General features: G+C 64.4%; 15 protein-coding genes. 9 read left to right on the top strand and 6 right to left on the bottom strand.

Translation table 11 applies throughout. The features are described 5' to 3' along the window. The first annotated feature begins 13 nt into the window (after window positions 1–13). Window positions 14–1,738, top strand: coding sequence for a formate--tetrahydrofolate ligase (locus tag ESO89_RS08220; protein ID WP_128905053.1), 1,725 nt, complete (start codon window positions 14–16; stop codon window positions 1,736–1,738). A 32-nt stretch (window positions 1,739–1,770) separates the two neighbouring features. Here ESO89_RS08220 and moaC read toward each other — a convergent pair whose 3' ends face one another. After that, window positions 1,771–2,295, bottom strand: coding sequence for a cyclic pyranopterin monophosphate synthase MoaC (gene moaC, locus ESO89_RS08215; RefSeq protein WP_128905052.1), 525 nt, complete (start codon window positions 2,293–2,295; stop codon window positions 1,771–1,773). Further along, window positions 2,288–3,769, bottom strand: a complete 1,482-nt coding sequence (locus tag ESO89_RS08210; RefSeq protein WP_128905051.1) for an NAD(P)H-hydrate dehydratase — start codon at window positions 3,767–3,769, stop codon at window positions 2,288–2,290. The genes moaC and ESO89_RS08210 overlap by 8 nt, the downstream gene beginning before the upstream one ends. Before the next feature lie 361 nt (window positions 3,770–4,130). Here ESO89_RS08210 and ESO89_RS08205 point away from each other — a divergent pair, with 361 nt between their 5' ends. The 3 genes from ESO89_RS08205 to ESO89_RS08195 all read left to right on the top strand — a co-directional run bounded on the left by ESO89_RS08205 (window position 4,131) and on the right by ESO89_RS08195 (window position 7,695). Then, entirely contained in the window at window positions 4,131–5,162 is a 1,032-nt protein-coding gene (locus ESO89_RS08205) for a glycosyltransferase (RefSeq protein WP_128905050.1), read from the top strand. Further along, entirely contained in the window at window positions 5,163–6,818 is a 1,656-nt protein-coding gene (locus tag ESO89_RS08200) for a DUF2070 family protein (protein WP_128905049.1), read from the top strand. Between the two features lie 178 nt (window positions 6,819–6,996). Then, the gene (locus tag ESO89_RS08195; protein WP_241686169.1) at window positions 6,997–7,695 is read left to right on the top strand and encodes an SDR family NAD(P)-dependent oxidoreductase; all 699 of its coding nucleotides are present in this window, start codon (window positions 6,997–6,999) and stop codon (window positions 7,693–7,695) included. Between the two features lie 41 nt (window positions 7,696–7,736). Here ESO89_RS08195 and ESO89_RS08190 read toward each other — a convergent pair whose 3' ends face one another. Beyond that, a complete protein-coding gene (locus tag ESO89_RS08190) occupies window positions 7,737–8,987 on the bottom strand; it encodes an RNA-guided endonuclease InsQ/TnpB family protein (RefSeq protein WP_128905048.1) in 1,251 nt (416 codons plus the stop codon). A gap of 136 nt (window positions 8,988–9,123) precedes the next feature. On the opposite strand from ESO89_RS08190, the gene ESO89_RS19195 reads away from it, so the two are divergent. Continuing rightward, window positions 9,124–9,216, top strand: coding sequence for a hypothetical protein (locus ESO89_RS19195; RefSeq protein WP_277750261.1), 93 nt, complete (start codon window positions 9,124–9,126; stop codon window positions 9,214–9,216). 178 nt (window positions 9,217–9,394) lie between these two features. Here ESO89_RS19195 and ESO89_RS08180 read toward each other — a convergent pair whose 3' ends face one another. Beyond that, the gene (locus ESO89_RS08180) at window positions 9,395–10,408 is read right to left on the bottom strand and encodes a lysylphosphatidylglycerol synthase transmembrane domain-containing protein (protein ID WP_128905047.1); all 1,014 of its coding nucleotides are present in this window, start codon (window positions 10,406–10,408) and stop codon (window positions 9,395–9,397) included. A 190-nt stretch (window positions 10,409–10,598) separates the two neighbouring features. On the opposite strand from ESO89_RS08180, the gene ESO89_RS08175 reads away from it, so the two are divergent. Beyond that, window positions 10,599–11,468: a hypothetical protein gene (locus ESO89_RS08175; RefSeq protein ID WP_128905046.1), complete on the top strand. Its 870-nt coding sequence runs from the start codon at window positions 10,599–10,601 to the stop codon at window positions 11,466–11,468. A gap of 51 nt (window positions 11,469–11,519) precedes the next feature. After that, window positions 11,520–12,512 (top strand): glycosyltransferase family 4 protein, encoded by a 993-nt coding sequence (locus ESO89_RS08170; protein ID WP_128905045.1) that lies wholly within the window; start codon window positions 11,520–11,522, stop codon window positions 12,510–12,512. Window positions 12,513–12,840: 328 nt separating this feature from the next. Here ESO89_RS08170 and ESO89_RS08165 read toward each other — a convergent pair whose 3' ends face one another. Next, window positions 12,841–13,272 (bottom strand): helix-turn-helix domain-containing protein, encoded by a 432-nt coding sequence (locus ESO89_RS08165; protein ID WP_128905044.1) that lies wholly within the window; start codon window positions 13,270–13,272, stop codon window positions 12,841–12,843. Between the two features lie 132 nt (window positions 13,273–13,404). On the opposite strand from ESO89_RS08165, the gene ESO89_RS08160 reads away from it, so the two are divergent. After that, complete coding sequence (locus ESO89_RS08160) at window positions 13,405–13,980, top strand: hypothetical protein (protein ID WP_128905043.1); 576 nt, start codon at window positions 13,405–13,407, stop codon at window positions 13,978–13,980. A 285-nt stretch (window positions 13,981–14,265) separates the two neighbouring features. Here ESO89_RS08160 and ESO89_RS08155 read toward each other — a convergent pair whose 3' ends face one another. After that, window positions 14,266–16,080 (bottom strand): transposase, encoded by a 1,815-nt coding sequence (locus tag ESO89_RS08155; RefSeq protein ID WP_128905042.1) that lies wholly within the window; start codon window positions 16,078–16,080, stop codon window positions 14,266–14,268. Window positions 16,081–16,513: 433 nt separating this feature from the next. On the opposite strand from ESO89_RS08155, the gene ESO89_RS08150 reads away from it, so the two are divergent. Further along, window positions 16,514–16,954 (top strand): hypothetical protein, encoded by a 441-nt coding sequence (locus tag ESO89_RS08150; protein ID WP_128905041.1) that lies wholly within the window; start codon window positions 16,514–16,516, stop codon window positions 16,952–16,954. Window positions 16,955–17,008: the final 54 nt, after the last annotated feature.

The raw sequence follows: 17,008 nt of genomic DNA, 5'->3' as shown, positions 1-17,008 counted from the left end.
GGAAGGCTTCGGTATGGTGTCCGCAGATCCGGCGGTCGACGGAGCCGACGCAGTCGACGCACCGGAGTCCGACCTCGCCGTCGCGCGCGCCGCGACGCCTCGCCCCATCGAGGACGTCGCGGCCGACCTCGGGCTGACCCCGGACGAGATCGAACCCCGCGGCGAGGGGATCGCGAAGCTCACGCAGTCGGCGGTTCGCTCGGCGACCGCGGGCGAGCCCGACGGGACGACCGTCCTCGTCACGGGGATGACCCCGACGCCGAAAGGCGAGGGCAAGACCGTGACCTCGGTGGGGCTCGGGCAGGCGCTCTCGGGACTGGGAGAGTCCGCGGCGGTCGCGGTCCGTGAGCCCTCGCTCGGCCCCGTCTTCGGGGTCAAGGGCGGCGCCGCGGGCGGCGGGTACTCGCAGGTGCTCCCGATGGAGGCGATCAACCTCCACTTCACCGGCGACATCCACGCGCTCACGGCTGCGCACAACCTGCTCGCCGCGGCGCTCGACAACCACCTCCACCGGGGCAACGACGCGGAGGTCGACGTGCGCCGCGTCGACTGGCCCCGCGCGCTCGACGTGAACGACCGCGCGCTCCGCGAGACCGTCGTGGGGCTCGGCGGCCCCGCGAGCGCGGTTCCGAGGGAAGACGAGTTCGTCATCACCGCCGCCTCGGAGCTGATGGCCGTCCTCGGGCTCGCCGAGGACCTGTCGGACCTCAAGGCCCGGATCGGGCGGATCGTGCTCGCCGAGGACGCCGACGGTGACCCGGTCACGCCGGACGACCTCGGCGTCACGGGGGCCGCGGCGGCGCTCCTGCGCGACGCCTTCCGCCCGAACCTCGTCCAGACGGTCGAGGGCGTCCCGGCGCTGGTCCACGGCGGCCCGTTCGCCAACATCGCGCACGGGACCAACACGCTCGTGGCCGACCGCGTCGGCGCGTCGCTGGCCGACTACCTCGTCACCGAGGCCGGCTTCGGCGCGGACCTCGGTGCCGAGAAGTTCGCGCACATCGTCGCCCGCGAGGGGATCGTCCCGGACGTGGCGGTGGTCGTCGCGACGGTCCGCGGCGCGAAGCGACACGGGCTGGAGCTGTGGCCGACCGACTTCGACGCGCTGGCGGAGACGGACCCCGGGGCGGTGCGAGCCGGCGTCGACAACGTGATACGCCACGTCGAGGTCGTGGAATCGTTCGGAATTCCCGCGGTCGTCGCGGTCAACGTCTTCGCGGACGACGCGGAGTCGGAGCTCGCGGCCCTGGAGTCGACGCTGGCCGACGCCGACGTTCCGGTCGCGCGCTCGACCGCCTACCGCGACGGCGGCGAGGGGGCGATGACGCTCGCGGAGCTGGTCCGCGAGCGCGCCGGGACCGGCGAGTTCGCGCCGCTGTACGACCTCGACGCGCCGATCCGCGAGAAGATCGAAACCGTCGCCCGCGAGGTGTACGGCGCCGACGGCGTGGAGTACGTCGAGGGCGCCGACGAGGACATCGACCGCGTCGAGGCGTGGGGGTACGGCGACCTCCCGGTCTGCCTCTCGAAGACGCCGTACGCCTTCGCCGACGACCCCTCTCTCACGGGCGTGCCGGAGGGGTGGACGCTCACCGTCCGCGAGGCCTCGCCGTCGGCGGGCGCCGGGTTCGTCGTCGTCAAGACCGCGGACGTGATGACGATGCCGGGGCTCCCCGCCGAGCCGGCCGCGGAGGACATCGACGTGGACGCCGACGGGAACGTGAACGGGCTGTTCTGAGGCCTCCGAGGCGGTCCCTTCCCGCGGTTCGGCTACTCGTCGAGCGCCCGTTTCTCCTTCGCGACGACCTCGACGCCCGTGATCCCGGTGTCCGGATACCCGCCGTCGGCGTCCTTCTCCGCGGCCTTCACCATGTCCCAGACCACGTTGAGGCCGGTGGTCACCCCCTCTAACGCCTCCATCTCGCAGCCGGTCTTCCCGGTCGTTTCGACGGCGACCGTCAGCTCGATCCGGTCGTCGCCGACCGCGAACTCGGTGTCGACGTTCGTGATCGGGATCTGGTGGCACATCGGGATCGTCTCCCAGGTGTGTTTGACGGCCTGCACCGCGCCCACTCGCGCGGTCGCGAGCACGTCGCCCTTCCCGACCCCGTCGGCCTCGACCGCCGCGATCGTGGAGGGCGTCAGCCGGATCTCGCCGCGTGCGACCGCTCGGCGGCTCGTGTCGGGTTTGTCGCCCACGTCGACCATCCTGACCTCGCCGGACGCGTCGGTGTGGGTCAGGTCGTCGGTGTCGGCTCCCTCGTCGGCGGAGTCGTCAGCGCGCTCGTCACTCATCACGCATCGCCTCGGGAAGCCGGTCGGGTAAGTCCGTCGCCACGAGGCCGTCCCCCAGATGCTCGGCCGCCGCGTCGCCGGCCAGCCCGTTGACGTAGCTCCCGACCGCGGCGGCGTGGAACGGATCGGTCACGGCGGCGAGCGCACCCACCGCGCCCGCGAGCACGTCGCCGGTCCCGCCGACGGTCATCCCCGGGTTGCCCGTCCGGTTCAGTCGGACCGCGTCGCCGTCCGTGACCACGTCCGTCGCGCCCTTCACGAGCAGGGTGTGCCCGATCTCGTCGGCGAACGATCGCGCGAGCGCCGCGCGCTCGTCGGGGTCGTCGGCGGTCTCGCCGCCCATTCCGACCAGTTCGCCCTGATGCGGCGTACAGATCAGTTCGGCGTCCGCGTCGATCTCGGGGACGACCCGCAGCGCGTCGGCGTCGACGACGGCGCGCCCGTCGTACCGCGACAGGAACCGCCGGACGAACTCGCGGACGCCTTCACCGTCGCCGAGTCCCGGCCCGAGCACGACTACGTCGTTGCCGGCGGCAAGCTCCAGCGCGCGGTCGACGTGGGCGGGGCCGATCCGGTCGCCCGGGAGCCCGCGGACGATCAGGTCGGCGGAGTACCCCTGCACGGTCCGCGCGACCGTCTCCGGACAGGCGACGCGCACGAGGTCGGCGCCGGTCCGGAGCGCCGACCGGGCCGAAAGCGAGGGCGCGCCGGTGTACGGACCACCCCCGATCACCAGCACCTCGCCGTTCTCGCCCTTGTGCGAGTCTGGATCGCGCGCGATCCCGAGCAGGTCGCCGGGACCGGTGAACCGCTCCGCGGCCGCCGGGATACCGATGTCAGCGACGGTCACGTCCGCGTCGAGCGCCGCCAGCCCGGGCTTCTCGTCGTGGAAGGTGACGACGCGGTCGGCGTCGACCGCGACCGGATCGGCGGCGCCGTTCCCAGTCGTTTCGCCCGCGTCGTCGCCGCTCCCAGTCGGCTCACCGGCGTCGGCGTCGATCCCGGTGGGCACGTCGACGGCGACGACCGCGGCGTCGCTTTCGTTCGCCAGCCGCACCGCGGTGCGCTCCGGCTCCCGGAGCGCGCCGGTGATTCCGCTCCCTAGCATCGCGTCGACGATCACGTCCGGATCGTCGAGCGCGGGGAGATCGTGGGCGTCGGCGACCGTCTCGGTCGGGATCTCCGCGGCGCCGAGGGCGGCCCAGTTCTCGCGGGCGATTTCGGTCCGGATCGACTCGGGGCGCCCGAGCAGGCGCACGGTCACGTCGTACGCCGAGAGGAACCGCGCCGCGACGAACGCGTCCCCGCCGTTGTTCCCGCGCCCACAGAGCAGCTCGACGCCCGCGCCCGGGTCCGCGATCGACCGGACCTCGCGGGCGACCGCGTTGCCGGACGACTCCATCAGCTGCTTCCGCGGGACGCCGAGGGCGGCGGCGTTGGCGTCGACCGCCGCCATCCGATCGGTGGTGAGCATGGGCGGAGATTCGCGCGCCGGGGGGGTTAATGATGTGGCTCCGGGGCGGTGGGCCGTCCGGGGTTCTGGGACCGCTGCGGTCGGGAAATGAAAATGTTGATGCCCGTCCGAGGGAAATCCGCGACGTAACAACCGTGGCACAGTCTGGACACGCCGACGGCGCTGCGGGTCGATCCGATCGCGACGGCGGTACGGCGGCGGCCCGAGACACGACGCCTCCTCCGGCCGCGATGGCGCTTCCGGCCGCGATGGCGCTTCCGGCCGCGGATGCGGTTCGCGACGGATCGGCGCAGTCGCCCGACTCCGGTGAGTCCTCCGGTGGCGGCGCGCGACAGACGACGCGGAGACCGCAAGCCCTCGCATGAACATCGGATTCTTCACTGACAGCTACTTTCCCGGCATCGACGGGGTGACGTACACGATCCGCGCGTGGCGGGACCGGCTCGAAGACCGCGGCCACGACGTGTACGTCGTCTACCCGGCGAGCAGCCACGACCCCGACGACCGCGAGATCCCCGTGCCGTCGCTGCCGAACCCCTTCTACCGCCAGTACCGCGTTCCGCTGTACCGACGCCTCTCGACGCTTCCCGATCTGGACGTGGTCCACTGCCACGGGCCGGCCTCCACCGGCCTGATGGGCCGCCGCTACGCGAAGAAGCGCGGCGTGACATCCGTGTACACCCACCACACTCCCGTGGAGGAATACTTCGTCCAGGGGCTGAAACTGGAGTCGCTGGCCGGGATCGCCGGCCGGGCGTACGTGGCCTACGAGAACCGGTTCCTCCGGTCGTTCGACTGCGTCACCGCGTCCACCTCGCGGATACGACGGACCGTGACGCCGCGGAAGCTCCCGGTGGGCATCGAGACCGACACGTTCCGGCCGGTGACGGACTCGAAGTTCGAGAGGGACGAGCCGACGGTGGGCTACAGCGGTCGGATGACCCGGAAGAAGCACGTCGACGAGATCCTCCGGCTCGCCGACCGGCGACCCGACATGCGGTTCGAGCTGGTGGGCGAAGGGCCGGTCCGCGACGACCTCGAAGCGGGCGCCCCGGAGAACGTCCGGTTCCGCGACTTCCTCCCGCGCGAGGACCTCCCGGCGTTCTACTCCGCGCTCGACGCCTTCGTCACCGCCTCCACCTGCGACACGCTCGGTCTCTCGACGCTGGAGGCGAACGCCTGCGGGACCCCGGTCGCCGCCGCCGACGTGCCCCCGTTCGATCGCACCATCGGACCGGACAACGGCGCCCGGTTCGCGCACGGCGACCTCGACGAGATGGAGTACGCCGTCGTCGACTGCCTCGACGGCGACAGGCCGACCCGCGCGGCGGTCGAGGAGTTCTCCGTCGAGCGAACGATCGACGACTTGGAGGAGATATACGGGGTGTCGTAGATGGGCGCCGACAACGTCGACGTCTTCCAGCGGCTGGTGTTCAGCGTGCCGCCGCTCTCGCGGCAGCTCCCCGCGATGGCGGTCCTCGGGGTCGTCTACAGCGTCGTCGCGTTCGCCGCCTTCTCGGAGTTCACGCCGCTGTCCCCGGAGCCGTCGACGCTCCTTCCGGTCGCGGTCCTGCTCTTCCTGCTTCCGTTCCTGTTCGCGGGGGAGCTGTTCCACCGCGTCCTCCCGCGGTACCCCCGGACGTGGAGCTTCTTTTTGGCTCTGTTCAACCAGTTCGTGTTGTTCGTCTACATGCTGGTCCTCTCGGGGGCCGACAACGTGGGGAACGCCTGGAGCATCGTCTGGCTCCTCTTTATCACGGTCTACCTGATCAACATCCTCGCGCTCGTCGTCTCGACGGGAATCGACCGCTACAAGCGCATCCTCGCCGTCTCTCTCGCGGAGCCGGCGGCGCTCATCGCCGCCTTCTACGCGTTCGCCGGCGGCGACCTCGGATTCACGACGTACCGACACGTGTTCGCGTTCGCCTCGCTGCTCATCGCGGCGGCGTTCCTCGTGTTGGTGCTCTGGATCGTGGACTACCTCATCAGGAGCAACACCGACGTCTCCGCGTTCGAGCTCACCTCCGGCATCCTGCGAAACGACCGCGCCTCCCTCGATCTGGGCGTCGAGGCCGAGCCCGCCGTCGAGACGCTCGCGATCGACAACGGCGACCGGCTGACGCTCGCCGCCCCCTGGGTCCACCCCGGCCCGCTCGGCGGGTTCGGCGGGGGCCAGCTGAGCGGGAACGTCATCGACGCCCTGAACGACGGCGAGGGAGGCGAAAGCGGGTTCTTCCTGCACGTCCCCTGCACGCACAAGGAGGACCTCTCGAACCCGGACGACGCCGAGACGATCCTCGACGCCGTCGCCGATCCCGAGCGCGTCGACCGCGCGTCGCGGCTGGTGAGCCACGACTACGGCGAGATCGAGTTTTACGGCCGGCGGATCGGCGACAAGCAGGTGATCTTCCTCCACGGCGAGGGGATCGACGACTACGACACGGGCGTGTTCATGGGCGACGTCGACGAGTCGGATGTGCTGCTCGTGGACCTCCACAAACACGACCTCCAGAACGGGCCGGAGAAGGAGGTGCTGTACGGCTCCTCGGAGGCGGACCGGTTGAAACGCCACTTCGACGACTTCCGCGACCGGCTCGCCGAGGCGCCCCTCCACGACTACGCGGCGGGCTTCGCGGTCCGCCGCGCGGATCAGGACGTGGCGGCGCTCGTCGAGTCGGTCGACGGACAGGGGGTCCTGCTGATGGGGATCGACACCAACGGGGTCACGCCCGACGTACGGGAGCTGGCGGCCGACTACCGCGAGGAGTTCGACGAGATGCTCATCTTCTCGACGGACACCCACGCCTCTATCCACGAGCTCGCGAACACGACGCGGTCGGACACCGACGCCCTGCGCGAGGCGATCGAGCGCGCCGACGACGACGTGGCCCCCGCGACGATCGGCCTGACCAGCCAGCGGACCCGCCCGCTCAAGCTCCTGAAAAACGACTACAACGGGCTCGTCTTCAGCGTTAACATCCTGATCCGGCTGACGATCATCGCGCTCGTGGTGCTGTACGCGCTGCTCGTCATCTGGCTGTTCTTCTGATCGAGTGTGGCTTTCCGCTCCGAATACGGTCAGCACATGGAACTCACGGAGGGCATGGACCGCTCATAGAGCGGGGAGTGCGTGAATCCGACGTCCGTAACGATGGTGCTACTCACCGACACCCCCGATAAGTATATCACGAAAGTTTGTTAATAGATATCACGTCACGTCCAACGGCGTGGCGATTGATATCATGCACGGAATACAGGACGGAGTCGCGGTCGTCACTGGCGGCGGGTCGGGAATCGGTCGACAGTCGTCGCTTCGGTTCGCCGAGGCGGGAGCGAAGGTTGTTGTCGCCGATATCGACGAGGACGGCGGCCACGAGACGATCGAGATGATCGAGAGTGACGGCGGTGAAGCGACGTTCGTCAGGACAGACGTCACCGACTCCGACGATGTAGCCGCGATGGTACAGACGGCGCTCGACGAGTATGGCGGGCTGGACTTCGCACACAACAACGCTGGCATCGCGGATGAGGGTGCCCATCTCGCCGACTACGACGAGGCGGAGTGGGATCGGATGATCGACGTGAACCTGAAGGGGGTCTGGCGGTGTCTGAAAGCCGAGATACCGGAGATGATCGAACGCGGTGGGGGGGCCGTTGTCAACACCTCCTCGGCCGCCGGCGTGAGCGCGAACGGGAGCGCACACTACGCCGCCAGTAAACACGGCGTTATCGGACTCACCCGACGGGCGATGGTTGACTACGCCGAAGACGGAATCCGCTTCAACGCCGTCTGTCCGGGCGTCATCGACACGCCGATGGTCCAACAGGCGGGCGAGGACAACGCTGAGGAGTTGGACCGCATCACTGCGGGTATCCCCGCAGGACGTCTCGGTGACCCCCGGGAGGTGACATCCTCCTCGCCGTAAACGGCGAGGCTTCCCGTACCGCAGGTGGGATATTTGCTGGTCTACGACACGACTTGTTCTCTCGTGTGAAACGTCCCGCTCTCGCGGTCGAACAAGTGTGTCGATGGCTGTGCCACACAGCCGTTACTCCTATCCTCACCGTGAGGACTCGGAGTTATCTTCTGTCGCATGTTCTCCGCTCCGTTACAATCTGCGTTGGCTACCAACCCGCACGACGAGCAGACGTACAGGCCACGTTCGACACGGTTCGATTTTGTATCGTCACCGCACTTGGAACACGTCTTCGAGGTGTTCCACTCGTTCTCTTTCAGCACCTCAACACCGCGCATCTCGCCTTTGTATTCGAGGTACTGGTAGAGACGATCGAACGCCCACGAGTGCAGTTTCTTGTTACCGGTCTTGCCCCAGTCTGACTCACGCACGTCTTCGGGCCAACTCACCGCGAGCGTACCGACACCGCGTTTGACACACTCCGTGATGATGGCGTCCGTCAGCGTGTGGTAGTAGTGTGTCTCACGTTCGGAGAGTTTCCGACGCGCCCACATCGACTGCTCTGACGGGCCACTCTCTCCCTCGGTGTCGTACTCAGTTCTGGTGAAGTAGTGTTTGTCTTCTTTGAGCGAGTTCCCGGGGTACAACACGTATTCGTCGGGAAACGCGACCGTGGCGATGTTTGTGATGCCGAGGTCGATCCCTGCCACGCCGTCGCCAGCCGAATCCGCTGTTTCGAGTTCGACTTTACAGACGAAGTGAAGTTCCCATTTCTCACCAGTCCAGACGGCACGAACATTCTGTACGCTGTTGACCGCCGAGAGGTCAACGTCTGGTCGAGTCTGGTACTCGCAGAGCAGGAAATCTGAGAAGTGTTCTTTCAGATTTGAGCCTTTCGAGAGTCGGACGCGGTTGTTCTCAGGATCGTGTTTGAACCCGTCTTCTTTGAACGTCACCGTACTCTTGGGTCGGGTGTCGCCGTGTTTGCGGTAGCCGGGGGGATTCGCCTCACTGGAGTTGTGTCGCAGATCGAACCATGACTGGAAGGCGTCAGAAAGTTCTTCAATGACTTTCTGACTGGATTGTGCGTTCAAGTCTTTCCAGCACGACTGGTTCTTCATATACGATTTCAGCACACCACCGTTCGGGATTTCGCCGGTTGCATCCCAGATGCGATCGGCTGTCCATCGTGCGATGTTCCAGATTTTCGAGGCGGAGTCTCCGAGCGAATCAAGACCATCGCACACCTGTTGGTGGTTCTGGATGGAACCAACGTAGGTGCGTGTGGCCTTAATCGCCATACATAGCCTATGTAGACAAACTCACTTAATGGTGTGGATGAGCGTGGAATATCCGACCTACCGTCTGTGGTGGATTGTGTCAGCGTTGTCGGATTCACTCCCGGCGTAAACGCCGGGATTCTCTCCTCGTAGAAAGATAGCTGACACCGTCGTCTGGCTCTGTTCCGAGGACGCTTCGTACGTAATGGGACAACCGATAATTATCGACGGTGGGTTGCTCACCCAGTAACAGCGGACGTTTGAGCAGTGTGAGCGTTCAGCTGCCGACGAGGATTAACGGGATCGTCGTACCCGTTCGCTGGTCGCGCGGCGCATGACGGTCCCGACGATTTGGTTTCTTCGAGTCCCCGACTGTCTCCCACGCGTGGTGATTCGCTTCCGACCGATCCGAGACGCCCTCGCCGCCGCTACCGAACCGTGCGGACGCCGAGCACCGACGCCGACGCTCCGCCGATCGCCACCGGCATCCAGTAGACGCCGCCGCGGAACACGAGCACGGCGGCGGTGACCGCCGACGCCGGGACGCCGGTCGTCGGGACGAGGAGGGCGACGAACGCCGCCTCGATCCCGCCCAGCCCGCCGGGGAGTGGGGTCGCGCCCGCGACGTACGCCAGCGGGACGGCGAAAAGCGGGATCACCGGCGAGACCTGATGGCCGACGGCGGCGAACGCGACCGTGAGCGCGGCCGCCTGAAACAGCCAGCCGGAGAGCGAGAGCCCGACCGCGGCGGCAAGCCGTCCGGGGCTCGTCCCGACGCGCTCGATGTCCTCGAAGAAGTTCCGTAGCCGGTTGGCGATCCCGGCCTCGACGGTGTCGGCGTCGAACCGGTCCACCCGCCCGGCAAGCCCGCCGACCGCGCTCGGGAGGCGGTCGACGACGACCCGCCGGTACCGCCAGCCGAGGCCGATTCCCGTGACGATCGCCGCGATCAGCGCGACGGCGACCGCGACGGCGACTTCGAGGCGCTCGCCGACCGCGGCGGTCGTCGCGTAGTAGCCGACGCCGAGGAGCACGATCGAGATGGACGGGACGACGTTGAGCACGTCGACGCTGGCGATCCCGACGAGCCCCGTCTCGTAGCGCGACCCGGAGACCCGCGAGATGAGCGCGGCCGCCACCGGCTCGCCGCCCGCCTGCCCGAACGGGGTGACGTTGTTGGCGAAGACCGCCCCGGAGTAGACGAGGAAAGACGTGGTGACCGGGAGATCGACGTCGAGCGAGCCGAGCACGGTTCGGAGCATGAGGCTCCACGCGACCAGCCAGCAGAGCGCGAGCCCGAACGTCGCCGCGACCAACGCTCGGTCCGCCGAACGCAGCGTCTCGATCACCCGGTCCGCTCCGACGACGACGAAGAGGACGGCGAGGACCGCGAGCGCCGCGATCCCGCCGACGACGAGTCCCCGCCGCTGGCTCCCGTCCATGGGGAGTATGACGCGCTGGCGGACTTGAAACGTCTGATCGGTTCCCGCTCGGCGCGCGCGCCTGACACCGCCCAGACGGAGGAGCAGAGATTGCCGCACATCCGGCGTTTCAAGCGGAGAGGGGCGGAATTCGCCTTCCGAGACGGCACCAACAAGAATACAACCGTCGGCGGGGTACGGTGGCGTACTCATGGACGATCAGCGGTTCCTCGAATCGGAGTGGGACTACTGTCTGGTGTTGGACGCGTGCCGCTACGACGTGTTCGAGGACGTGTACGACGAGTACCTCGACGGCGACTTACAGAAGCGTCGGAGCGTCGGATCGTCGACGCCGGAGTGGGCCTCCCGGACGTTCACCGGCGACCACGACATCGCGTACTTCTCGGGGAATCCCTTCATCAACGACCTGGGAATCCCGCTGAACGAGCTGAAGTGGGGCGCGAGCTGCGACTACGAGTGGACCGCCTCCGACCACATCAGCGACATCCACGACGTCTGGAAGACCGGGTGGGACGACGACCTCGGCACCGTTCCGCCGGAGGGGATCGCGGGGGCGTACCGCAACAACCTCGACGCCGTCGAGCGCGCCGACCGGACCGTCCTTCACTACATGCAGCCGCACGCCCCGTACCTCTCTCGCGGGAAGGGCCAGAAGCTCAAGCAGATCCAGAAGGGGATCAAACGGCAGGAAGAGGAGGCGGTCGAGGGCGGCGACGCCACCAACGACGGCGGGCTCCTCTCGTCGCTCAGCGACTCGGTCCGGCCGAAGATCGAGAGCCGGCTCGACGACAGCGAGTTCGCCCAGAAGGCGGGACTGTGGCTGGAGCTCGACCCCACGGACCTCGTGAAAGACGGCACCCGCGTGACCGCGCTCAAGCTCTACGAGGAGAACCTCCGGATCGCCCTGGAGTCCGTCGCCGAGTTCGTCGAGGAGCTGGACGGCACGGTGGTCGTCACCGCCGACCACGGCGAGGCGTTCGGCGAGGAGGGCGTGTGGGAACACCACATCGAGACGCACATCCCGCCGCTGATGGAGGTCCCGTGGCTGGAAGTGGAGTGATCGTCACCGCTCCGAACCGCGACTCCACGACGATCCCGCGGTGAGTTCGCGATGAAGGTCAGCCACTACTTCGAGTTCGAAGATCACGTCACCGGCGGCATCCGGGAGTCGGTCGTTCACCAGCGGAAGATGCTCGACCGCGAGGAGATCGCATACACGACCGAGCCGACGCTCGACGCCGACGTGCTCCACTGCAACCTAATGGGGCCGCGCTCGGTCTGGTACGCCAAGCGTGCGAGCGATCGCGGGATCCCCGTGGTCGCGCACACTCACGTCACCGCGGAGGACTTCGGCAACAGCTTCCGGTTCACCAACGCGCTCGCGAAACCCCTCAAGCCCTATCTCAGCCGGGCGTACGGGCTCGCGGACGCGCTGGTCTGTCCCTCCGAGTACAACCGCGGCGTGATCGAGGGGTACACCGACGCGCCGACGACCGTCATCTCGAACGGCGTCGACCGCGAGAAACTCGCCGGCTTCGAGTCGCTGGAGGCCGAGTACCGCGAGCGCTACGACCTCGACCCGCCGACCGTCTTCCTCGTCGGCCACGTCATAAAGCGAAAGGGGTTGGCGACGTTCGTCGATCTGGCCCGCGAACTGCCCGAGGTCGACTTCGCGTGGTTCGGCCCGCTCGACCTCTCCCTGAAGGGGCGCGAGACCACGCGACTCATCGAGGAGTCACCGGACAACTGCACGTTCACCGGCTTCGTCGACGACATCCGGGGCGCGTTCGCCGCCGGCGACGTGTTCCTGTTCCCGACCCACGAGGAGAACGAGGGGATCGCGCTGTTGGAAGCGATGACCGCCGGGAAGGCCGTGGTCGTCCGTGACATCGAGACGTTCTCGTGGCTCGACGACGGCGAGGACTGTCTGAAGGTCGATCCCGCCGCCGCGGGCGACGAGACCGAGGCGTTCGCCGACGCGATCCGCCGCCTGTCCGACCCCGCGATCCGGGAGCGACTGGGGTCGAACGCGGCGGCGCGCAGCGAGTCGTTCTCGCTCGACGCGATCGCAGATCGGTACCGGTCGCTGTACGAGTCGCTGTGAACGACCCCACCCTATTTGCTGACGTGGATTTCACCGCGATAATCGGTGTTTGTGCAATAATTTTGCTTCTGTGATGGTTATCGGAGAGTGATTGCGGCCATTTCTATCGGGAATTGCCCCACATAGAGGCGAATCAGTGAACGTTTTCAGAAGCATTCGCAACCCACAACCTCGGAGAATAGAATTGATGCGTGCCTTCTGTTCGATTCGTCTGTTCTGAATCGAAATCGAGACTGATCTCTCTTGTCAGCTTTGCGCTGGTAACGCTTCCGGAATATCCCAGACGTCGAGTTCTCCGTCCGGCAAAACGTACACCTTGAGGTGGATTTCAGTTTCGTCCGTTCGGACGCTCGACGGCTTCGGCGGCCTCGATTTCGTCTGTTTTCTCGACTTCGACGAACAGCTCTCGGTATGCGTCGGGCTCAAAGAGGTTGTTTCGGTCGAACAGTTCGCGGGCGGCGTCGGTCAGCTGAAAGAACCGGTACGGTTGGCCCCGTTCGAGTCCTTCACGATCTCGTTCGATGGCCTCGATCAGTCCCACTTCCTCCAGCCGGATGAGGTGGTCGGTGATCGTCGACGCGGCGACGCTCGGATTGTAGTATTCGAGTTCCTTCTTCGAGGGCGCGCCTTTCGGATGACCGACGATTGTCCCGATGATATTCGCACGGGTCGTGTCGTCGAGGACACTCAACGCTGCGATCGGATCGAGGCCGGCCGAGTTCTCGGCTGGCGTGAGCGGGGTGGCGTCAGGCCGGGACATTGTGTATAGGTGTTTGTCCCCCGGTCGGATAACCATTTCGGTGAAGCTCGAAGTGGTGTCCAGAGTGCTTGCGTATTCCACTTCCGGTCGTATTTCCGTACCGTTAGGTGGCGATGGTGAATGATGCCCAGTATGACCAACGACGACGCAACCCGTGTAGTGATCGACAAATTAGGTGACCAGCCGGGCGAGACGCTCACACCCGAACGGGTCGAGGCGATCCAGACTGCGATGCACGAGGACCTCGGACGATTCATCAACAACACGTCCTATTTCGTTCTCGGTTCCTACGGTGAGGAGGAGCGGCCACGATTGGAAGCTGTTCGCGACCAACTCGCGAGCGATGCCGCAGCCTCGAACTCCGATGACGGGGTCGACGCGTTCCTGATGGACGATATTCTGGATGTCTCGGAGTTCTTCACGTCGAAATTCAAACTGCTGGTCAGCTACGCGAATCATCTCGTGGGGGTGTACGAACACTCCCACGGCGGGCACGCGTGGGAAGCAGGCTATATCGATCAGCCGACCTACCGGGACCAGACGCGAGCGTTTTACCGGATCTACGAGACTGAGGAGGAACAGTACGCGGCCTACGACGGGATGTTCGCACACTATCTCCTCTCGATGGAGCGTGTGGACCGTGCGTACACGTGGACGACGCCCGAGGAACTTCGTGATTGTGTGGCAGACGCCTACGCGCCCGGTTGATAGCGATTCAACCCAAAACTGGTCTATCCTCCGAAACTGTGTCCCTGATTTTTGGAAGATTTTGTATAGCGTTATACGGTTTGTACGTCCCTCTGCACTGATGTTGCGAAGATGGGCCTATGATGCACAGGTTTCGAGGCTAAGTCATCTGAAAGAAGTGGCCGAGCGGGTCTCGAAATGCGTTTCTGAGAGACCTATCGCGTAGCGTTCACAAATCCGATAGAAAATCGCCGGTTAGGCCAGCGCCGCCGCTCACGATCGAGCAAGCTCAGAGGAGACGAGAAATTAGTCGGGTGGATCGAGACCGTAGTTCTTCTTGGCAAATGTCAGGAACGAGTTCGAAGAGACCGCCGGCTGGTCGCCGACCTCACCGTGGAGTTCCAACTGCACGAGGATATCCACGAGTCGCCAGCAGTTGTACAACACGCAGGCGAACGCGAAGTTGAAGTACCGGAACCGGTGGTCGGGCGACTGTGTCTCCGCGAGGAACGTCTTCAGCTTCTTAAACCCGTTTTCAATGCCCCACCGGCGTTTGTATCGGACCATCAGTCGCCCAATCTGGTGTTTCATCTCCCGGTCGTCCGAAGGATTGACGTCCACCCACGGAAGGTTCGTCTCGAACGGCACCGTCGGTGCTTCAACCCGCGCTGGCTCCACGATCTCCTCTTCCTCATGCACCTCATCAAGGAAATTTCCCAGCGGTGAGTTGCCGTCGCGGTCCTCTGAGAGCGGCGTTGTCTCGCCAATATCTTCGAACTCCTCGATGAGTTCCTGCCGAATCGTCACGTCATTCTCATCGTCATCTTCGTCTTCACGTTCCCACTCGCGCTTTGGGAGGTAAACTGCCTTTCGTGCTGGCCCGTCGTCCAGACGCTTTTGCTTGACCACGTCGAAGTCTCTGTTCTCGCTGGCGAGCTTGGCAATCTGGTGTTCGTGGTCGCTGCTGGAGCGCACAACGCCCGGATTCAGGTAGTGAACGTCGTGCTTCTCGCAGGCGTCTTTCACGCCATCGTTGGCGAACTCGCGGTCCATCATCACGAGGTCCAGATCGGGGACAATATCTGTTGCACCATCAAGTAGATCGTCTACGAGATCTGCTCGCTTCCGGCCGCGTTCAACTGGGACGGCATCGAGTATGAGCGGGACGTCATGACCGACGAGTTTGATAACTGCCCACTGGAAGAACGGCCCGTCGTCACCTTTGTACCCAAGAATCCACGGTTCCTGATTCTGTCCGCTCCGATCTCGGGTGATCTCTCCATCCCACGGGTTGCCTTTCGTGATGTCGATGGCTGCCATCTGCTTGCGGCCCATCTTGTCCTTGGATTTCGCCTGCTTAACGAGTGTCCGGCTAGTCTCCCGGAGCATTGTCCGGATACGTCCGACGCCGAGATCCTTTGTCTGGAGCCGGTGGGAGTCGCCAGACGGCGTCTTCGTTCGGGTAGAGTCGGCGGCAAAGGACTGTGCGCCGTCGTTCGGGTGCATATCAGTCCGCATCCCGAGGTATGACTGCTGTTCCCAGAATGCGCCTTCGGGAATACTTGCGTTTCCGCTGCGGTCAAGGTGGAAACAGTCCTCGACGATGGGTTTCGCACCCTTCCAAACCTCGCGGGCCTTCTCACGAGCGAGCGTATCCTTGCTTTTCGAACGTGTGACTGTATCCGTCGGCTGGTTGGGTAGAAACGAGGGTTCGGGCGCAGGAATGTCGTGGTATCGAGCGATATCCACGACGACCTCAGCGGCATCCCGAACGGCGTCGCGGACATCTTCGAGACGGCCGTTCCATGCCCGCCAGAGTGTGGACTGATTAGGGATGCCGTCGAAGCCGAGCTGCGTGCTGAGAAACGGCTTCTGTTTGAGATATCTCCAGAGAGCTGTTGCACCTTTCCAGCCCTTCATGCAGCGGAGCACATGCGCTCGGAAGACAGCTTCCCAAGGTTTCGGGTCGCCCTGTTCGTGGTCGAGAGTGTCGTAGAATCGGAGGTAGCAGGCAGGTATTTCGGCGACAAGATCTTCTAGCGTAACAGAGCGATCGTGTCGGACCTGTTGCTCGCGCGGGTAGGTTGTCAGAACGCCGTCAACCATTTCGCGGAACGTCATGTCGAAGGATCGTGCTTCGACAAGCGCGCCAGAATCCGTGGTGTAAAGTCCGTCTACGTCGTAATCTTTCGGTGTAGATTCATAGCCCGCGCTGTCAAGACGCCTCCGTGGCCCGAGGCGCTCCCACCGTGACCCCGTTGGGGCCTGCCCTGCGCGTGCTGTCACTAGTCAAGAATCACACGTCTTCGTATATAAACATCCAGAATTAGTAGGAAACGGCTCTGTTGAAATTCTATTCTTCCGCCATATTTTCACCTGAAACAGCTGGTCGATGAAACCTGCTTATTGAATCCGGTCACAGAGTACCTGTTCGTTTTGGAATTCTATTTCTCCCGAAAGTACTTATTCTCAACCACTGTGTCCTAAATTAGTGAAAAGACGCTCATTCTTACTCGGATCTACAGGGATTGTAGGTTTATCCGGGTGTCTCGGAATGCAAGGTGGAAATGAAAGTGGGAATATTCGTCCTGAAGGGAACCCTACCGACGCTCCTAATGAGTTCGTCTGTGAAAACAGCGAGTTCAATAGACATCCTAAGCCGTATGATTCAGACAATCTCAGGTGGGGCGATACAGACGAAGAGTCACTCCGTGTAGATGGACTCTCGTTCAATTATGGGGAAACTGCTGAGATCAGTCTACATGCCAACGAACGAGGTACCAGCGACTCATTTAACTTCGAGATATATACCGAGAACGGGTGGCGCGATGTACGGGGAGTAGTAGGCGACAGTAAGATTGGCTATACTGATGAACTTGTCAATGGTGGCTTCACATGGGAGCTCGAATTGACTGAAGAGGGAATCAGCTCCGCAAGTAATGATACAATTCCCGTACGTGTTTACCCCGAGGTCTCGACAGCCGGCACAGCGTGAGCCCGTGACATAACCTCATTATTGCTGACGACTCGACGAAGTTCTTCGTATGGA

Source organism: Halorubrum amylolyticum, assembly GCF_004114995.1.
In the GTDB taxonomy this organism is placed as follows: Archaea; Halobacteriota; Halobacteria; order Halobacteriales; family Haloferacaceae; genus Halorubrum; species Halorubrum amylolyticum.
Note: the sequence above shows the minus strand (reverse complement) of the source record. Positions and strands in the feature narration are given on the sequence as shown.

Excerpts from the sequence above, each read along its gene's own strand:
- ESO89_RS08220 (WP_128905053.1), top strand. The coding sequence starts at position 14 with ATGGTGTCCGCAGATCCGGCGGTCGACGGAGCCGACGCAGTCGACGCA.
- moaC (WP_128905052.1), bottom strand. The coding sequence starts at position 2,295 with ATGAGTGACGAGCGCGCTGACGACTCCGCCGACGAGGGAGCCGACACC.
- ESO89_RS08210 (WP_128905051.1), bottom strand. The coding sequence starts at position 3,769 with ATGCTCACCACCGATCGGATGGCGGCGGTCGACGCCAACGCCGCCGCC.
- ESO89_RS08205 (WP_128905050.1), top strand. The coding sequence starts at position 4,131 with ATGAACATCGGATTCTTCACTGACAGCTACTTTCCCGGCATCGACGGG.
- ESO89_RS08200 (WP_128905049.1), top strand. The coding sequence starts at position 5,163 with ATGGGCGCCGACAACGTCGACGTCTTCCAGCGGCTGGTGTTCAGCGTG.
- ESO89_RS08190 (WP_128905048.1), bottom strand. The coding sequence starts at position 8,987 with ATGGCGATTAAGGCCACACGCACCTACGTTGGTTCCATCCAGAACCAC.
- ESO89_RS08180 (WP_128905047.1), bottom strand. The coding sequence starts at position 10,408 with ATGGACGGGAGCCAGCGGCGGGGACTCGTCGTCGGCGGGATCGCGGCG.
- ESO89_RS08175 (WP_128905046.1), top strand. The coding sequence starts at position 10,599 with ATGGACGATCAGCGGTTCCTCGAATCGGAGTGGGACTACTGTCTGGTG.
- ESO89_RS08170 (WP_128905045.1), top strand. The coding sequence starts at position 11,520 with ATGAAGGTCAGCCACTACTTCGAGTTCGAAGATCACGTCACCGGCGGC.
- ESO89_RS08165 (WP_128905044.1), bottom strand. The coding sequence starts at position 13,272 with ATGTCCCGGCCTGACGCCACCCCGCTCACGCCAGCCGAGAACTCGGCC.
- ESO89_RS08160 (WP_128905043.1), top strand. The coding sequence starts at position 13,405 with ATGACCAACGACGACGCAACCCGTGTAGTGATCGACAAATTAGGTGAC.
- ESO89_RS08155 (WP_128905042.1), bottom strand. The coding sequence starts at position 16,080 with ATGACGTTCCGCGAAATGGTTGACGGCGTTCTGACAACCTACCCGCGC.
- ESO89_RS08150 (WP_128905041.1), top strand. The coding sequence starts at position 16,514 with ATGCAAGGTGGAAATGAAAGTGGGAATATTCGTCCTGAAGGGAACCCT.